19 protein-coding genes and 1 pseudogene are annotated in these 16,551 nt (G+C 56.9%); 6 read left to right on the plus strand and 14 right to left on the minus strand.

Going from position 1 to position 16,551, the window contains the following annotated elements; genetic code table 11:
* Window positions 1-55: 55 nt before the first annotated feature.
* On the plus strand, window positions 56-1,672 hold the full coding sequence (locus tag H6G62_RS02050) for a hypothetical protein (protein ID WP_190492447.1): 1,617 nt from the start codon (window positions 56-58) through the stop codon (window positions 1,670-1,672).
* Here the strand turns inward: H6G62_RS02050 and H6G62_RS02055 are convergent.
* The 4 genes from H6G62_RS02055 to H6G62_RS02070 form a co-directional block, all read right to left on the minus strand.
* Complete coding sequence (locus H6G62_RS02055) at window positions 1,637-2,395, minus strand: M15 family metallopeptidase (RefSeq protein WP_190492448.1); 759 nt, start codon at window positions 2,393-2,395, stop codon at window positions 1,637-1,639. The genes H6G62_RS02050 and H6G62_RS02055 overlap by 36 nt on opposite strands.
* A gap of 11 nt (window positions 2,396-2,406) precedes the next feature.
* The gene (locus tag H6G62_RS02060; RefSeq protein ID WP_190492449.1) at window positions 2,407-3,075 is read right to left on the minus strand and encodes a MarC family protein; all 669 of its coding nucleotides are present in this window, start codon (window positions 3,073-3,075) and stop codon (window positions 2,407-2,409) included.
* Window positions 3,076-3,087: 12 nt separating this feature from the next.
* Window positions 3,088-3,411 (minus strand): phasin family protein, encoded by a 324-nt coding sequence (locus tag H6G62_RS02065; RefSeq protein WP_190492450.1) that lies wholly within the window; start codon window positions 3,409-3,411, stop codon window positions 3,088-3,090.
* Window positions 3,412-3,610: 199 nt separating this feature from the next.
* A complete protein-coding gene (locus tag H6G62_RS02070; RefSeq protein WP_190492451.1) occupies window positions 3,611-4,387 on the minus strand; it encodes a phosphoadenylyl-sulfate reductase in 777 nt (258 codons plus the stop codon).
* Between the two features lie 219 nt (window positions 4,388-4,606).
* On the opposite strand from H6G62_RS02070, the gene puuE reads away from it, so the two are divergent.
* From puuE to H6G62_RS02095, 5 genes are all read left to right on the plus strand, one after another.
* The gene (gene puuE, locus H6G62_RS02075) at window positions 4,607-5,518 is read left to right on the plus strand and encodes an allantoinase PuuE (protein ID WP_190492452.1); all 912 of its coding nucleotides are present in this window, start codon (window positions 4,607-4,609) and stop codon (window positions 5,516-5,518) included.
* A gap of 114 nt (window positions 5,519-5,632) precedes the next feature.
* Window positions 5,633-5,821, plus strand: coding sequence for an NAD(P)H dehydrogenase subunit NdhS (locus H6G62_RS02080; protein WP_190492453.1), 189 nt, complete (start codon window positions 5,633-5,635; stop codon window positions 5,819-5,821).
* A 6-nt stretch (window positions 5,822-5,827) separates the two neighbouring features.
* Window positions 5,828-6,481, plus strand: coding sequence for an HAS-barrel domain-containing protein (locus H6G62_RS02085; RefSeq protein ID WP_190492454.1), 654 nt, complete (start codon window positions 5,828-5,830; stop codon window positions 6,479-6,481).
* Window positions 6,482-6,643: 162 nt separating this feature from the next.
* On the plus strand, window positions 6,644-7,828 hold the full coding sequence (locus H6G62_RS02090) for an FAD-dependent oxidoreductase (protein ID WP_190492455.1): 1,185 nt from the start codon (window positions 6,644-6,646) through the stop codon (window positions 7,826-7,828).
* A 49-nt stretch (window positions 7,829-7,877) separates the two neighbouring features.
* Window positions 7,878-8,081, plus strand: coding sequence for a chlorophyll a/b-binding protein (locus tag H6G62_RS02095; RefSeq protein ID WP_190492456.1), 204 nt, complete (start codon window positions 7,878-7,880; stop codon window positions 8,079-8,081).
* Window positions 8,082-8,190: 109 nt separating this feature from the next.
* Here the strand turns inward: H6G62_RS02095 and H6G62_RS02100 are convergent, their stop codons facing one another.
* From H6G62_RS02100 to H6G62_RS02145, 10 genes and pseudogenes are all read right to left on the minus strand, one after another.
* Window positions 8,191-9,396 (minus strand): FtsW/RodA/SpoVE family cell cycle protein, encoded by a 1,206-nt coding sequence (locus tag H6G62_RS02100; protein ID WP_199324678.1) that lies wholly within the window; start codon window positions 9,394-9,396, stop codon window positions 8,191-8,193.
* Window positions 9,397-9,495: 99 nt separating this feature from the next.
* Window positions 9,496-11,085, minus strand: coding sequence for a sodium:proton antiporter (locus H6G62_RS02105; protein WP_190492458.1), 1,590 nt, complete (start codon window positions 11,083-11,085; stop codon window positions 9,496-9,498).
* Between the two features lie 155 nt (window positions 11,086-11,240).
* Entirely contained in the window at window positions 11,241-11,693 is a 453-nt protein-coding gene (locus H6G62_RS02110) for an HNH endonuclease signature motif containing protein (RefSeq protein ID WP_190492459.1), read from the minus strand.
* 116 nt (window positions 11,694-11,809) lie between these two features.
* Window positions 11,810-12,193: a hypothetical protein gene (locus H6G62_RS02115; protein ID WP_190492460.1), complete on the minus strand. Its 384-nt coding sequence runs from the start codon at window positions 12,191-12,193 to the stop codon at window positions 11,810-11,812.
* A 4-nt stretch (window positions 12,194-12,197) separates the two neighbouring features.
* Window positions 12,198-12,782 carry a hypothetical protein gene (locus H6G62_RS02120; RefSeq protein WP_190492461.1) on the minus strand — a complete coding sequence of 195 codons (585 nt, stop codon included), beginning with the start codon at window positions 12,780-12,782 and terminating at the stop codon, window positions 12,198-12,200.
* A gap of 88 nt (window positions 12,783-12,870) precedes the next feature.
* Complete coding sequence (gene mgtE, locus H6G62_RS02125; protein ID WP_242051785.1) at window positions 12,871-14,217, minus strand: magnesium transporter; 1,347 nt, start codon at window positions 14,215-14,217, stop codon at window positions 12,871-12,873.
* Window positions 14,218-14,343: 126 nt separating this feature from the next.
* Window positions 14,344-15,230 (minus strand): annotated as a pseudogene (locus tag H6G62_RS02130) (IS982 family transposase).
* A 321-nt stretch (window positions 15,231-15,551) separates the two neighbouring features.
* Window positions 15,552-15,911, minus strand: a complete 360-nt coding sequence (locus H6G62_RS02135; protein WP_190492463.1) for a hypothetical protein — start codon at window positions 15,909-15,911, stop codon at window positions 15,552-15,554.
* Window positions 15,912-15,958: 47 nt separating this feature from the next.
* Complete coding sequence (locus tag H6G62_RS02140; RefSeq protein ID WP_190492464.1) at window positions 15,959-16,117, minus strand: hypothetical protein; 159 nt, start codon at window positions 16,115-16,117, stop codon at window positions 15,959-15,961.
* Window positions 16,118-16,234: 117 nt separating this feature from the next.
* Window positions 16,235-16,551 (minus strand): transposase (locus H6G62_RS02145; protein WP_190492465.1); only part of this gene is annotated, 317 nt, incomplete at its 5' end.

Here is a 16,551-nt window from a genome sequence, read left to right on the forward strand (position 1 = left end):
GCCTTTTGTGGCCCATCTAGGCATTCTCTAGGAAGTAGCCCCTGGTGTTGGGGGAATGGTGATTGCGATGGTTGCGACGGTGATGCCTGCCCTATCCCCTTGGCCCCCGACTGGATCCTGGTCAGCGGGGGCAACGGCGGCTCTGCTACGGCAGTCGATGTGTGAATTGTCACCGCTGGGCGGCACTCCCCTGTCCCTGGTGGAGACGCCGGATCTGGCGGTAGCCCTGGATCAACTGATCGCCATTGTGATGACGATGCGGTCCCCCACGGCAGGGTGGTCAGCGGATACCCTGATCACCCCAGAACTGCTGGCTCCCTACATCAGTGAAGAGGTGTGGAATGTGCTGGAGAGCCTGCCCCCAGAGGCTGTGGCGCAAGATTTGGGAATGCAGGGGCCACGCACGATCCTGCCAATTCCTTCGCTGATTCCTCGGCTGTTGTGGATGTTGGCCAGCAGCGGCTACGAGGTGATGCACCTGGTGGAGGGGGGCCGAGCCACGGTGCGGCGATCCGGAACGGGGACAGCGAGCGTGGTGCGGCTGGTACCCGTGCTGACCTTGACAACGGAACAAGCCACCTATGCCCTGGACTTAGTCACCCAGGCGGATCCCTCCCCCTCCCTTTGGCTGGCCCCAGAGACGATGATCTCCCTGCTGGATCACGACTTGGCTGGAGATTGGATCTCGGTAGAGGCGCTGACGGCGGGGGTGATGGAGGTGGTGGCCTGCACTCAACCTGCGTTGTATGAGGTCTTAACAACCGGGCGACGGGTAGAGGCACTGTGCCCCTTTCAGCCTTGGCAAACGGCAACCCTGCGCCTGCATTTGTACGTGGCGGATATGGGCGTGCAGGGGGGCGGTACCGCCCTAGCCACGGCCCCCAGTCCGGCCCTACCCACCGTCTCCCTAGAGCCAACGGACTCCACGGCGTTTACCCTGGATGACTTTGCCAACACCCTGATGGATGAGGCCGTACCTTCCACGGAGGGCATCCTAGGGGACTGGATCACCTTCACCGATGAGGACTGGGTGCAACGGTTCCTCCATAGCCACGCCCAGCGGGTTTTGGTGCAGGGAATCGCCCAACTTGGGCCGGAGGATGGGGCAAGGCCCGACGACGAACGGGAATTGGCCTGGGCCACCCTAGCCTACCGGGCCACCCAGGGCATCGACGGGCCAAAGGGGCTGTTTAAGCACACCTTCGTGCGGGCTCCGGTGCTGGTGGCGGATCTGTGGCCCCGGTTCCGCTGGTATTTGGCCCAAAGTTCGGAACGGGTGATGCAACTGATGGGCGGATTGCCCGCTCAGGCGTTGTCCCCTGGGCGGGGATGGCAGCAGGGTATTCTTTCCCTGCGTCCATTGATGCACCTGATCACGTCCTCGAAAACCTGGATCATTGACCTAGGCAGCGGTCGGCTGTTACCTACGATGCCGCTAGCCCTACCGGGGGATGCGGTGATCGAAACCACCCAGGCCGGAGATTGGGCCAACCATCAAACCATGGCCAACCTAATTGCTCTGGTAGAGCAGGACTTGGCCCAGAATGCCCCGGCCATGGCGGCGCTAGCCCAGGGTACGACGGTTCACCTGCGCGACTTGGATAGGGACGAAGATAGCCCCGCTGTCCGGCTGACCTTACAGTGGTGTTTTACCTGGGCCTATGGGGGCTAGGGGCGTGGGTATTTCCGGTTCGGCGCAACCGTAGCGGGCGATGACGGGCTGGCTCGGATCGGCCTCTCGCTGAAGCCATGCCCAAAGCTGATCGCCCAGGGAAAAATGCCACCATTCCTGGGGATGGCGACAAAAGCCAGCGGAGGCCATGGCTTGATTGAGGATTTGGCGATGGTGGTGGAACCGTTGAGTCTCTGGATCGGGGTGATTGGCAAAATAATTGGGCCAAGATCGGTCTGAGATTTCGTCAATGGGGGAACCCATGGGGATGGGGTGGCCTTCGGCATCCACAAGGCTGATATCAACAGCGGCTCCGGTGCTGTGGGGGGGCGGGGTACGTGGATCGAGGCTGGGGACAGCCCAAAACTGGATCACGTCGGCCATCAATTCCCGCTGCTGCGCCTCAGTGAGATCCGTGGCCTGGGGGTAGCGTTGCTGCCGAAGTTCCCCTAGGGCATGGTTGACCATGAACTGTTGCACCGCAATGGGACGATAGGCATCAAAGATTTGTATCCGCCACTGGGGCCATGGCCGCTGAAGCCACCGCTGGGCTTCCTGGAGGGCCTCCAGAACCCCCGCCCGTAGCCGATAGGGGGACTGCCCACCGTAGGGTGCCCCAAGCTGTTGGTAGGGGTGAGGATCAACCATAGCGAAGGTGTCGGGCGGAATGGCCACCAGGGGTTCGCCGCAGTCTTCAAGGGGAATAGCGTGGTAGGGCTTCATGGCAAGGCAATTCAGGCGAGGTTGAGGTCGGTGAGCCAATCCGCAAGGCCGTTGAGGATAAGCTGTACGCCGATAGCCATCACAAATAGGCCCAGCAGGCGGCTCATCGCTTGAATACCGCTCGCCCCCAGCAGCTTTAGCAGCAGACTAGAGGATCGCAGTGCCAGAAAAATGCTGAGGCCAATCAACCCAATAGCCACGGTGATGGCGATCAGGTGCAGCCCCAGGGGCAGAGATGCGGCGGTGCGGGTTTGGGCCGCTAGGCCCACGGTGACGGCAATCGCCCCCGGCCCCGACAGCAGGGGGATGGTCATGGGCATGAACGCAATATCTCGGTGTTGTTCCCGCCGTTGGGTGGCGTCTTGGTTGTCTACCGGGGTGAGCTTGGGGTCGGAGTTCATGGCCTTCCAGGCGGCGTGGAAAACCACCATTCCCCCAGCAATGCGCACCACCGCCAAGGACACCCCAAAAAAGTCCAGCAAACTACCGCCAATCAGCAACGCGCCCACCAGCAAGAGGATGACATTGCGGGCGATGGTGACGGCGTAGCGGTGGCGTAGTTCCTTGGGCACTTCGGCGGTGAGCACCAAAAAAATGGGCACTGCGCCAATCGGATCCACTACGGGGAATAGGGCCGCCACCCCGCCCAGAACTCCATCGAAAAACGGCTGCATGGTCATCGAGACAAGGGGCTATTTCCAGGTGCGGTTTTCTAGGTCGCGCATTTGTCGTTCCAGGCGATCTAATCGTCCACGCAGTTCGTCCATTTCGGCTTGGCGAGGTACCCCTAAATCCTGAAGGGTGTTGCGAAACAGGCGTTGAAACTGGTCTTCGAGGGCAGTGTTATTGACGTTGAGTTGGGCCATCACCTCATCCACAAAACCCTTGGCCTGGTCAGGGTTGAATTTGCCTTCCTGCACCCAGTCCTCCGTCACCTGCTTCAGCCGCTCGGCCACCAGGGAGGTGGTGCCCACCCCAATCATCAGTAACTGTCGCAGCAGGTTGTTGGTATCCATAGGTTAAGCGATCCTCCGCGAGGGTGGGGACATCAGCGGGCTAACGATCAACCCACGGCTCTATTCTGTCAGAGATTGCGGGATTGCCCAGGTATTGAAAGCCGTACTGAATGCCAGGGGGTTTCTGTTGGGGAGTCGGGAGTCGGGAGTCGGGAGTCGGGAGTGGACAATGGGGCGTTGAGGGTAGGGAATGGCTAGCCTACAGGGAACTGGAATCCAAGCTGGCGGCAGCTTCGGGAGATTGGGGTAGGTGTAGACCACATTCCTGCTTGAGCCCCTTGAAGCGGGTGTCGCGCTCATTTTTGTCGTTGGCGGAAATGGGACGGCTGGAATGCCAGTCACCCACGGTGACGTAGCCCTTGTCAAACAGGGGATGGTAGGGCAAATCGTGGGCCACCAGGTATTGATAGACCTGCTTGGCCGTCCAGCTTAGGATGGGCATAATCTTATAGCGTCCGCCCTGCTGGCCAATGCGTGACAGGGTGCGGCGGTGGTCGGTTTGGTCGGCCCGTAGCCCTGCTAACCAGGCGGTCGCGCCTAATTCGGTCAGTGCCCGCTGCATGGGCTCTACCTTGCGAATGTGGTCGTAGCGGTTGAAGGACTCCACATCGTTGTGCTCCCACAGTCGCCCATAGATGGCTTCCATGCGGGCTGGACTGAGGGGCGATTGGTAGACCTTTAGGTTGAGATGTAGCCGCTCTGTCAGTTCTTCGGCAAAGCGGTAGGTTTCCACTGGGAGATAGCCCGTATCGACCCAAATCACCGGAATTTGGGGCACTACCTGGGTCACCAAGTGCAGCATCACCGCCGACTGAATGCCAAAGCTGGTACTCAACACCAGGCCATCGCCAAAGGTGTCGTAGCCCCATTGCACTAGGCGGCTCGCATCGGCATCGGCCCACTGCTGATTCACCGCTTCCAAATCGAGGGCGGGGCTGACCGGACGCGGGCTTAGCGATAGCGCGACATCTGACATCGGTGGACTCCTAAAGCGCCTTAACCTACCTTATCCTGATTCCTTAGCCAACAGCAGATTGGATCCTCTACCTGTTCCATTCCCCCTGTGGGCAGGGTAACCCCGCCCCTACCCCTCTACCCATCCTGGCCCGATTCGCCCTAAAATCCAGCTTGATTGAATTGTATACAGTGTCCTAACCCTAGTCTTAGCCCTAGTCCTCAACCTAGTCCTAAACCTATGCCGTCCTCGAATGCCTACCCCCGTGATCTGATTGGCTATGGCCGCACCCCGCCCCATCCCCAGTGGCCCGGAAATGCCAGGATTGCCGTGCAGTTTGTGATCAACTACGAGGAGGGCGGCGAAAACTGCATTCTCCATGGCGATGCGGCCTCAGAGTCGTTTTTGTCGGAAAGCGTGGGCACCCCGCCCTTGATGGGGGTGCGCAATATGAATATGGAGTCGATGTATGAGTATGGCAGTCGGGCCGGGTTTTGGCGGCTGCATCGGTTATTTACCGACCGGGAACTGCCCCTGACGGTCTATGCCGTAGCCATGGCGATGGCCCGCAACCCGGAGGTGGTGGCGGCGATGAAGGAGGCCGGGTGGGAAATGGCCAGCCACGGCTATCGCTGGATTGACTATCAGTATTTTGGAGTAGAGGCGGAACGGGAGCACATTCGCAAAGCGGTGGAGATCCATACCCAGGTGGCAGGCTCTCGGCCCCTGGGCTTTTACCAAGGCCGCATGAGTCCCAATACCCGCGCCCTGGTGGTGGAAGAGGGGGGCTTTCTCTACGATGCCGATAGCTACGCCGACGACCTCCCCTACTGGACGTTGGACTACGGCAAGCCCCACCTGATCATCCCCTACACCCTCGACAACAACGATATGCGCTTTGCCACCTATGCCGGGTTCAACTCAGGAGATCAGTTCTTGGCCTACCTGCGCGATGCCTTCGACATCCTCTACGCCGAAGGAGATGAGGCTCCCAAGATGATGAGCATTGGCCTCCATTGCCGTCTGGCCGGACGCCCCGGACGTGCCGCTGCCCTAGCCCGATTCCTCGACTATGTGCAAAGCCATGAGCGGGTGTGGATCTGCCGTCGGGTAGACATCGCCCACCACTGGCATCAGCACCACGCACCCTAGGGATAGGGGGTGTGCCCTATCGTTACCAGAGAACGTTTTTTGCCCGACTCTAGTTTCTTCAGACAGATCCTTGGCTTAGACTGAAGGAACACGATGGATTGAGGATAGCTGACGATGATTTTCCCCGGTGCTCCTGTTACGGTGACCAATGTGAATGACACCTACTACGGCTTTCAGGGCTTGGTGCAGCGCATTACCGATGGCAAGGTGGCTGTTTTGTTTGAAGGCGGCAACTGGGATAAGTTAGTCACCTTCAACCTCGACGAGCTAGCCCCCGTTAGCCCTGGCCAACGGCGCAGCTAGGGTTCTATGCGTTTGCCCCTGCCTACCTCAGCTCCGCCCCGCCCGCCGGATCACCTGGCGGAGGTGATTGAAACCTCCACGACGGAATTTTTGGCCCAGTGTCTCGATCCTGACGGCCTGAGCTTTCCGGTGATGCCGGAGTTTGGCAGTTGGGTGATGTCCCAGGATGAGGAATCGGGCAACCAAATCTATGGCGTGGTCTACCATGCCACCACGAGCCCCATTGATTCGGTGCATCGGGCTAGGGCGTTGGGGCTTTCTCTCGCAGACCTGCGGGAACAGCAGCCACAAATTTTCGCCATGCTGAAAACCGAGTTTCGGGTGGCGATTATGGGGTTTAGGTCTCCCAATCTGGCCGGGGAACCGACCGGGCCAATGTTTCAATACCTGCCTCCCCGTCCACCCCAGGTGCATCAGGCCGTCTATCGCTGTCCGGCTAAGACGGTGGTGGAATTTATGGATAATCTGGATTTTTTACGAGCTCTGCTGGGCCTCAGCCAAGCTCCGGTGGATAGTCTGGTGGCGGCGGTGGTGCGCCAGGGCTATCAAACCCGCAATTTAGATCGGGCTTGGTTGGTGCAGGCGGGCCGCACCCTCAGCACAATGCTGAAGGACGACTACGACCGTTTGCGCCAAATCCTGAGCCAAATTCATGCCTAGTCCGCGTGGTGCTGGGTCTATATGGTGGGTGCACTGAGGATCAGGCGGTTCATTCATCGCTGGGTTTTTCTGCCTCTTTAGGGGGTGGGGCGATCTAAGGCTTTCTAGGGGCATCTCCGGGCCATCTCGGCCTATCTGCATCCGTTTTAATGTGTGGTAATCATGCAAACCTTTGATTGGATTGTGGTGGGGAATGGCCTAGTGGGGGCTGCCGCCAGCTATGAACTGGCCCGCCAGGGGCTATCGGTGCTGTTGGTGGATCAACACCTCACCCCCGCCAACGCCACCCGCTACAGCTATGGCGGCATTCCCTACTGGGCGGGCACCTGTGACCTCACCCGTACCCTCTGCCAGGAGGGCATCGCGAAACACCGCCAACTGTCGGCGGAATTAGGCTTTGAGACCCAATTTCGAGAGCTAGACCTGCTGCTGACGGTGGCCCCCGATGATGATCTCCAAGCCCTGGCGGCGGAATATGCCCAATTTGCCACGCCACCCCGGTTTATCGACCATGCCGAGGCCCAGGCGTTAGAACCTCTGCTAACTGGCCCAGCGGTGGCTGGAGCCTTTACCGTGCGCCATGGCCATGTGTCTCCGGTGGCGGTGGTATCAGCCTATAACCAAGCCTTTCAGCGGCTAGGGGGCACCCGGATGATCGCCCAGGTGACGGGAGTGGTGCGCATCAAAGACCGCATAACGGGTATTCTCACCGCTGAGCAAGCCTATCCAGCCCAGCGGGTGTTGGTGGCGTCTGGAGCCTTTAGCCGTCAACTGCTGGCCACCGCAGGGGTAAAGGTGCCGATCTATCACACCCAGGCCGAACTCATCGAAACCCTGCCTGCGCCAGAAATGACCCTTCGCACCCTGGTGATGCCAGCGATGACCCAGCGCTTTGAGCTAGAGGCCAAGGCAAGCCGCCCTGAAATCGATGACCTCTGGGACGAACCGGGCCACGAAGTGACGCCCTCGATCATTGATGGTGGAGCGATACAGTTTCGCGATCACCACCTCTGCCTGGGCCAAATTAGCCACACCGTCACCGGACTAGACAGCTCCGCTGACACCAGCGCCAGTATCCAACGGCTGCGATCTACCCTAGCGGGTATTTTGCCTAGGCTGAGCACCCTACCGGGCCACTGGCACCGCTGCCCCGTCAGCTTCAGCCGCGATGGCTTGCCCCTGGTTGGCCCCCTGTCCGGGGTGGAGGGCATTGACCTAATGGCGGGTTTCAACGGCCCCTTTGTCTATCTGCCACCCATTGCCCAGCGCTTTGCCCAGGCCGCAGTTGGTCAGCCCGACGACCTGCTGACGGCGTTAAGCCCAGGGCGCTTTCTGGCGGAAGCCTAGGGCAGACGGAAAGGTTTACAATAACCTCTGGCCTTTACTGTTCTTAGCCATGACCACCCCTGCCCCTAGCGCTGAATCCCCATCGGCCACCCCAGAGGCCATAGCCCCCAGCCCCGCCGCCGATGCCCCTGCCTTTGGTTGGACCGCCTACGCCGAGCGGATCAATGGTCGCTTTGCCATGGTGGGATTTGTGGCCTTGCTGGTGCTAGAACTGGTAACCCAACAAACCTTTTTTACCTGGCTCGGCTTCTAGACGACGGCCATGCAAGGTGTCGTCATTCCCATTTAGCTTGAGAATCCTAAAAGTCTGTTAGCGCTTGACGCCCAAGGGCTAGCTGGCCTCATCTTGATTTGAAACCTACTTAATCCTGCTTATCCGCCAAGGGTTGATTCAGCAGGCGCAGACGGGATCGGCTGGGCAGCGGTAGGGCCAAGGGATGATCAGTGTGGATTTCGCGAGCGGCCCGTACCAGCAGGGCGGCGGTGGCAAGGCTGGCAATCATGGAACTTCCGCCGTAGCTCACCATGGGGAAGGGCAGCCCGGTGGTGGGCAAAACACCGCTGGCCACGCCAATGTTCAGCAACGACTGTCCCACCAGAATCGTCATGGATCCAATGGCTACCAACTTATGCAGGGGATGGGTAACCCGCAGCGCCACCAGGAGGGCAACCGTGGCGTAGCTGGCCAAAAAGATCAGCAGCAGCAGACTCCCAATAAAGCCAAATTCCTCGGCGTAGACCGCAAAGATGAAGTCGGTGTATTGAATCGGTAGGGAATAGAGCTTTTGCTGGGAGAGGCCGAAGCCTTGGCCCCAGAGGCCACCAGACCCAATGGCCAACAGACTTTGGATGAGCTGATAGCCCTGATCGCCGGGATCCGCCCAGGGATTGAGGAAAGAGATAATGCGCTGGCGCTGGTAGGTCTTGATGCTAACGCTAATGGTGGCCGCCGCCAAACCACTCAACGCGGCCAAACTGATGTAGCGATAGGGCAACCCCGCCGCTAGGGCAATGAGCCAGAGGGTGCTGCCGCAGACAGCCGCCGTACTGAGGTTAGGCTGAAGCAGAATAGCCCCCACAATGGCGACGAAAACCCCTAGCCAAGCCAACCGATTGCCCCAGGTCAGCCGATCCCAGCGGCCAAACAACCAGGCTCCTTGTAGCACTAGGCAGGGCTTCAGCAACTCCGAGGGTTGGATCATAAACGGCCCTAGGGGTAGCCAACGGGTGGCTCCGTTCACCGTGACGCCCAGGGCGGGTACCAGGGTGAGCAGCACCAGCCCAAACAGCCCTAGCAGAACGATACCCGCCCCCCGCAGCAGCCGATCCAGGGGGGTGTGAACAATGCGGTTGAAGAGCATTAAGCCCACCGTCGCCCACATCATCTGTACCAGGACGTAGTGCAAACCGTGGCCTTGCTCCGTCACAGAAACGGCATAGGAGGCGGAAAAGAGAATCAGCAACCCAAAGCCCAGCCACAGGAAGGTGAGCCAACGCAGCCAGCGGGCTTCGGCAGACCATTCGGCCACCGTGGTATCAAACCAGGGGATAGCGTGTGTGAGTTTCAACCGAATCTCCCTCATGGATGGGCTTAACGGAACGGGGCAACCCAAATTTTCAGGGCCAGTATAGCCGAGGAACCGCTAAACGGCACAGAGATTTCCGAACTAGGCCGTTTCCGCTACCCGATCCGGCAGTCCCTCCAGCAGGGGGGCGAGGTCTTGCTTAAGCTGTCCGGCCCGGATGAATTCGGCGTAGGTGTCGGACTCGATAGCGAGCAGTTCTTCCCGCAGTTGATTGGAGGCGTAGCGCTGGAGTTCGGGGTGTTGGCTTTCCAATTTGGCTAGCTTTTCCTTCACTGCCTTGAGCTGGCCCTCCACCAAGGCCCGCTGATAGGCGACGAATTCCAGGTCGAATTCCTGGTTGTCCTGGATCTCTTCAATACGTTGCAGCACCCGCGTTAGGGCCACCCGCTGGGCGCTCATCTGTTGGTACTCCACCCGCAGGGGTTGGTCGCCCAGAAGGTTGAGGGCTTCTAGCAGGGGTTTGGTGGTCAAGCCCTGCACCAACAGCGTAAACAGCATCACCCCAAACACAATGCCGATGACTTCTTGGCGGTCGCCGAGTATCGCTGGGACACTCAGGGCCAGGGCCACTGATACTGACCCCCGCAACCCGCCCCACCAGAGTACGGTTTGACCCGCCAGTGGCAAATCCATATTCGGCCCCGTGATGGCGTTGCTGAGGGCACCCAGACCGTAGATGCTGATCGCCCTCGCCACCAGCATGATCACAATGGCGACGAAAATCTTGTCTAGGTTGGCCAGTAGTCCGGCAAATTCTACCTGGTCACCAATCAGCAAAAAGACAATGGAGTTGATGAAAAAGGAAACAAATTCCCAAAACTCCGACACCACCAGGCGAGTACGGGGGTTCATGCCAATGCGGGAGCCAAAGTTGCCTAAAATCAGCCCCGTTGTCACCACAGCGATCACGCCCGATCCGCCCAGTTCCTCTGCCACCAGGTAGGTGCCATAGGCGGAAACTAGGGTGAGGGACTGCTCCACTAGGGGGATATCAAACCGCTGGGTGAGGAAGGACAGGCCAAAGCCAATCAGCCCGCCAATGCTAATGCCCACCCCCACAAACACCAAAAACCGGGCCACGGTAACGGCTGCATCCAGTTGTTCCAACCCCAGGGCCAAGCCCAGCAGCAGGTTAAAGGCTACTACCGCCACGCCGTCGTTGAACAGGCTTTCCCCTTCCATAACGGTGGTGAGTTTTTTATCGACGCCCAACTCTCGAAACAACGCCACCACCGATACCGGATCCGTTGCGGAAAGGCTGGCCCCCACCAGCAGTGCCGTGGCCAAGGAGGCTCCGGCAAAGGCTTGCAACCCCCACACCAAACTACCTACGCAGATCACCACCCCAAAGACGGCATAGAGCACTACGGGCACCGCATACTGTTTCAGGCTCTTCCAGTTCAGGTTCCAGGCCGCCTCAAACAGCAGCGGCGGCAGAAAAATAAACAAAATGAGTTGGGGCGAGAGGTTCACGAGCCGCACATCCACCAGGGCCAACCCCAATCCCACCAGCAACAGCAGCAGGGTATAGGGAATATTCCGCAAGACGCTGAACATCCGCGACAGGGTGGCCACCCCCAGGGAAACCGACAGCACCAGACAAAATTGGCGCAGGTGGGCCTCAATACTGGGATCCTCCAGCATTGATTCAACGGCAAGTAAAAGACTCATAGGGGCGCGTCCTGAGGTAAACAGCCAGGGGCAATGCTCTACACAAACCGCCCAGCCCCATCAACAAGGGTAGGCACAGGCAAGATAGTCTAAGCCAAGGGTATTCGACAAGCCCCCAGCGGGTTCGATGCCTTCCATTTTTGTCGCTCTCATCCTCAGAGGCGCAGCGCTTTCAAGACGTCTCTAGGACGTGCTAGAACAACATCGGGATAGCGATCTCGGTAATGAACGAACATATAGCGCTCATACTCATACCAGTGCATTTCTCCTTTTTCCTGGTTGCAGGGGTAACAAATAACCCATAGGTTTCTAAAGTCTAGAGACAACCAGGGATATTGTGCTCTGGGCAGCTTATGGTCAATACTGCGGCCTTTGAACTGGCTAAAATAGTCGCCACAGACGGGGCATTGTCGATCAGAGTTATCTCGCACCCATTGGCGACTTTCCTCTGTAGTACCACAATCATGATTACCATTGATATATCGCCAGCGATCAAACTCGCGATATTTTTCTAAGTCTTTATCCGTTAGGCGATGATAACGATAGTTGCCAACCTTATCCGCTAAATTAAAGAGTTCTTCCAACGAGTAATCTTTCTGGAAATCCATGGGTTTTACGAAGGTTGACACAACACGGGAATCTAGCCATGAAGCTTTCAGGCAATGGCCAATCAACAGATCTATCGCTTCTGCCTTTTGGTTTTGCTGATCTTTGTAAATTGAGGCTACCGAGGACGAAAGTCTATCATTTCAGGCTCTTCCTCTGGAAAATGACGATCAATTTTTTGGGCAATACTTTCTACCGTTGTACTAAGGTCTTGCTGAAAAGTGTTGATTTCTTCAGGGGTTTGATATTTGTTGCCAATGCGATCTGCTTCCAAGAACAGTTCCTCCAGGGATAGATCATCTTCTTTGTGAGTATCTAAGAAGCTATTGATTTCCTGATGAAGGTGAATAACATTATCCCAGCCCACATTTTTGTAGCGATGATTCTTTAGCCAGACTTGATTTGCCTTAGATAACAGCTTTCTGCGTCGGGTGTTAGAACTTTGCAACTCTCGATAGGTTAGGCCATCAAATAATCGCCTTTTATTGGATTTACTCGCCATAGTTTTATCCCAATGTCCATTTCAAGAGGCGGATCATGGCCTTACGCAATTCGCTATCTTCGTAGCGCAAGAGTTCATCAATATCACGGGCTAGGCGCAGACGAATTTGATCAACGATGATCTTTAGGGCTTTATTATCCTTTTGTAAACGCTCGTTAGCATTCTCTAATTCGTCGTTGCGAGTAGTCAAGGTTTGCACCTCTGACTCTAGGGTTTGATTTCGTTGTTTTAGTACCTCAATTTTGCGCTGAAGTTCAGCCTCCTCTGCCGCTAGATCACCTTTGTGTTGGTCAAGTCGTTCATTTTTAGCTTCCTGTTTAGCAATCGATTCTTCTAGCTGCTGATACTCACGTGTGAGTTGTTCTAGCTTTTTGGCAGCGTTTTCACGTCGTTTGCCTAGATTGCGGTTATTGCTAGAAAGTTCGTGATTTTTCTTAACAAAGGCTGTGACCAATTCCCTCGCGGCGGGTTGATCGTTTAATACCACCACCAACTTCGCACAGTCCTCTCGACTGAGAGATTGGGTGACATTTTTGTTGATGCCGTGGCGATCCTTGAGGATCGTTTGTAGGTCAGCCTTGGATTGCATGGGGAATGAGTGAATCTGGGAGCACAGCCTGCTGAGGTTAGTGTACCCAGGCGGTGAGCGGGATCACACTTAATCCATGAATTTCATCCTAAATCCCCAAAATTAGGCGGGCGATGTTGAGGTAGATTAGCACCCCCAGCACATCGACGGCGGTGGTGATGAAGGGGGCCGACATCAGGGCCGGGTCAAACTTGAGGGCTTTGAACAGGAAAGGAAGGGCAGCTCCGGCGAAGGTGGCGATGAGGGAGATGGCGATCAAGCTGAGTCCTACCGACAGTGCGACGCCCAGATTGCCCTCTAGGAAAAAGGCCCACAGGGTGACGGCACTGCCCAGCAACAGGCCCAAAATCAGGCCCGCTAGGGTTTCGCGCCCGACGATGTAGGCCATGTCGGAGGGTTGCACGTCCTCGGTATTGAGGCCGCGAATTACCACGGTGGAGGACTGGGCACCGACGTTGCCCCCAGCTCCGATGAGTAGGGGAATAAAGGCGGTTAGGATCACCACCTGCTGGAGCAAATCCTCCTGGCCCTTGATCACCGCACTGGTGGCGGTATTCGTCACCAACAGCACCAGCAGCCACACCACTCGCTTGCGGGCCACGGTGAGCAGGTTGGTTTCAAAGTAGTCGTCGCCAACGGATTGCACCCCCCCGGCGGTGTAGATGTCTTCGGTGACTTCCGCCTCAATCACATCCATCAGGTCATCCACGGTGACGATGCCCACCAGGCGCAGTTCGCGATCCACCACGGGCAGGGCCAAAAAGTCGTAGTGCTGAATCAGCAGGGCCGCTTCCTCTTGGTCGGTGTCGGTTTTCACAAACACCACCTCCTCGGTCATGATCTCCTCAATCAGTTGCTCCGGCTGGGCAATCACCAAGTCGCGCAGGGAGAGGGTGCCCAGCAGGTGGCGGGAATTGTCAGTGACGTAGAGGGTGTAGATGGTTTCGGAACTACGGGCCAGACGACGGATGCGATCCAGCGCTTGGGCGGCGGTGAGGCTGCCCCGCAGGGTGACAAACTCCGAGGTCATGATCCGTCCGGCGCTTTCGTCCGGGTAGCCCAGCAGCAGGGCGGTGGCGTTGCGTTCGGCGGGGCTCATATCCACCAGCAGCCGTCGCACCACTTTGGCGGGCAGCTCGTCAAACAATCGCGCCCGGTCGTCCGGCGACATCCGGTCTACAATCTCCAACACCTCCGGGTGCCGAAATTCCATCAGCAAATTCTGCTGCACCCGGCTGGGTAGATATTCATAAACCTCAATCGCCTCATCCTTGGGCAGCAACCGAAAAGCCACCGCCTGAAAGGTATCGGGCAGTTCGTCAATCATCTCGGCCACATCGGCGGGCTGCATGGGAATCAGCATGGCCCGCACGGCGTCGAAGCTACCGTCTTCCAAAAGTTCCTGTAGCGATGCTTGGGCTGCGTCTTGAACCATAGCCATCTCCTGCCCCAACGCTTGTTAAGATAGCCTACATCGGTTCCCAAACCCCTTAACCCCTCGTTTATGTTTGGGCCTAGCGCTAACCCAGTTACGCAATGTGCAACTAATCCAGCCGGGGAATCACTGAGTAATAATACTGCTGAACTGAAGCCAAGGACGGCCCTGCGGGTGGTTCAGCCAGATCATGACGGTATGGGCGAGGATTTTCCGGGCTAAGCGACGGGGCAGATGCCACAGGTCACGGCTGGAGACGCGCTCAATATCAAACCAATGGCACAGATGGCCCATGACGGTTTCAACCCCTTGGCGGTGATGACTGAGCAGGCGATTGAAGTCAGGGTGGTAGGTGTGCATTGTTTTCCGTTGAGGTGTCATCAACGGAAGCCCTTGGTGCGCCAACTGAGTGGTTAAGCTTTGGCGGATATAGCCTTTATCGCCGAGCAGCAAGCCTTCAAGACCAATGACGAGTTCAGAACATCGCGTTCGTCAACGTTGGCCGGAGTGACCGCTAGCCCTAGGACAGCCCCTTGAGCACTGATGAGTAGATGCCCTCGAAACCCATAGAAGGTGCTGAGCTTGGTGGCCGAGCGGCCAAAACTCGCACTCCCCTGGAACCCCCGAGCCTGGGGTGCCCGCTTAAAGCCACAGACAGGCATCGGGAAACCGTCAATCAGATAGAGGGCTTGCTGGTCAGCCCCCAGGGCTTGAATGAGCCGCTGATGCACCCGTTGTTTGTACTGCCAGAGGTTGGCCGCTTGCCGGATAAAAGTACTGCGATGGCCAAGGCCAGGGAACCAGGGCTGCCAATGACGACGAAAATACCGCCCAATGGCGCTGTCATCGGGATGACCCAGAAACTCCCCCACCATTGCCAGCGTCAGGACTTCGCTATCCCTGAGACCAGGGGCAAAGCCCCGACCAAGAGGGGGATACAGGGTCAGTAACGTTTCGAGATGGGCGTCAACGCACAAGTAGACCGCAATGATAAACTCGTCGATATTGAACATGGCTTTGTCTTCATGAAACGGCTAGACTCCTTGATAGCTCTAGCCTTGGGAGACAAAACCTTTTCTTTGAAATTAGTTGCACATCGCGTTACTAGCCTAATTGGAAGGATGAAGCCCTGCCGATGCTAGGAGACGCCACAAGTTAACAACGCCGGGACGGTTCAAGGCCAAGGATTGAACCGTGGCGCGACTGCAAGGGGTACTTCCGATCAGTTGGGTGACATCGGCATCCCAGGCAAAGTGTTCATGCCAAGGTTGCTGACGAGGGTTGAACAGGTCAACCTCTTGACTGGTCAATGGATCAACTCCCGTCGTTCTCGCTCAGGCGACATGGAACGGTGGTGCTGACGATACCAGTTGACGGTTCAGACTACTTAGGTCAAGGTTTCTCAGCTTGGCCAAATTCATCAAGGCTTCTAATCGTTCCGCCCGATCTTGCTCTAGCCGATCTTCGTATTGAATAAGCTCCTGATGTTCCGCCTCAGAGAGTTCACACCATTCGCACCGTTCCCGTAAATCCTCTAGACGGGCTTGATCGAAATCGCCTGAGGGATGGGATTCGGAGGGTGGCGAAATCGGCTCCGCTAACACCTCCAGCAGTTGCACCACCGCCGCCAGTTTGGTGTGTGGCAGTTGGTCAAGCAGCGCCATCGCCCGTTGCCGTATATCAGTGGAGGACATGATACCCCTTGAAAAGCTTGCTGCCATGCCACGCGGTTGTCAAATATCTATAGCGACTGGTCAGTACCTTCAGATAAAGCTGCCGAATCGCTGGTACCCACCGCCACCTGGCCAAAAATCGGCAGTGGAATAAACCAGGTTGCCGTGTAGTTTGCCGCCAGGGTCGCCAGGACGTAAATTGCACCGTTGATGAGGGATTTATGCATCGATAAACTGTCGAAATTCTTCGAGGGTGGGCTCGCTGGCTTGATGGCGTTCTAGAGTATAGTCGCCGCTGCCAATTTCAAGCTACTGAAGAAAACGCACCATAAGCTGATATGCATTTAAATTGCATTGATTGTGTTTCCTTTATTTTTGATCTTGCGATCCCAGTTGATGACAAGCTGCCCTTCGTTCAATAGGTTATGAACAAGCGCTTCTAAATCCTCAATCGACTCAAATAGACGATTGGCAATGAATTCCTTTGCAGAGTGCCAAACTAACTCGATTAAATTATAGTCCGGACTGTAGGGTGGCAGAAATTCTAAAACAATGTTGGGCATCTCCTTCGCTATCTTCTCTAGAATCTCTGCCTTTTTATGAATACTTGCATTGTCTAAAATGATAAGAATCTTAGGGCCATCCTGCTCAAAGTCTTCAA

It is taken from the genome of Phormidium sp. FACHB-1136, from assembly GCF_014697375.1.
Classification (GTDB): Bacteria; Cyanobacteriota; Cyanobacteriia; order Phormidesmidales; family Phormidesmidaceae; genus Nodosilinea.

Coding starts and splice junctions, on each gene's coding strand:
- H6G62_RS02050 (WP_190492447.1), top strand. CDS start 56: ATGGTGATTGCGATGGTTGCGACGGTGATGCCTGCCCTATCCCCTTGG.
- H6G62_RS02055 (WP_190492448.1), bottom strand. CDS start 2,395: ATGAAGCCCTACCACGCTATTCCCCTTGAAGACTGCGGCGAACCCCTG.
- H6G62_RS02060 (WP_190492449.1), bottom strand. CDS start 3,075: ATGACCATGCAGCCGTTTTTCGATGGAGTTCTGGGCGGGGTGGCGGCC.
- H6G62_RS02065 (WP_190492450.1), bottom strand. CDS start 3,411: ATGGATACCAACAACCTGCTGCGACAGTTACTGATGATTGGGGTGGGC.
- H6G62_RS02070 (WP_190492451.1), bottom strand. CDS start 4,387: ATGTCAGATGTCGCGCTATCGCTAAGCCCGCGTCCGGTCAGCCCCGCC.
- puuE (WP_190492452.1), top strand. CDS start 4,607: ATGCCGTCCTCGAATGCCTACCCCCGTGATCTGATTGGCTATGGCCGC.
- H6G62_RS02080 (WP_190492453.1), top strand. CDS start 5,633: ATGATTTTCCCCGGTGCTCCTGTTACGGTGACCAATGTGAATGACACC.
- H6G62_RS02085 (WP_190492454.1), top strand. CDS start 5,828: ATGCGTTTGCCCCTGCCTACCTCAGCTCCGCCCCGCCCGCCGGATCAC.
- H6G62_RS02090 (WP_190492455.1), top strand. CDS start 6,644: ATGCAAACCTTTGATTGGATTGTGGTGGGGAATGGCCTAGTGGGGGCT.
- H6G62_RS02095 (WP_190492456.1), top strand. CDS start 7,878: ATGACCACCCCTGCCCCTAGCGCTGAATCCCCATCGGCCACCCCAGAG.
- H6G62_RS02105 (WP_190492458.1), bottom strand. CDS start 11,085: ATGAGTCTTTTACTTGCCGTTGAATCAATGCTGGAGGATCCCAGTATT.
- H6G62_RS02110 (WP_190492459.1), bottom strand. CDS start 11,693: ATGGATTTCCAGAAAGATTACTCGTTGGAAGAACTCTTTAATTTAGCG.
- H6G62_RS02115 (WP_190492460.1), bottom strand. CDS start 12,193: ATGGCGAGTAAATCCAATAAAAGGCGATTATTTGATGGCCTAACCTAT.
- H6G62_RS02120 (WP_190492461.1), bottom strand. CDS start 12,782: ATGCAATCCAAGGCTGACCTACAAACGATCCTCAAGGATCGCCACGGC.
- mgtE (WP_242051785.1), bottom strand. CDS start 14,217: ATGGTTCAAGACGCAGCCCAAGCATCGCTACAGGAACTTTTGGAAGAC.
- H6G62_RS02135 (WP_190492463.1), bottom strand. CDS start 15,911: ATGTCCTCCACTGATATACGGCAACGGGCGATGGCGCTGCTTGACCAA.
- H6G62_RS02140 (WP_190492464.1), bottom strand. CDS start 16,117: ATGCATAAATCCCTCATCAACGGTGCAATTTACGTCCTGGCGACCCTG.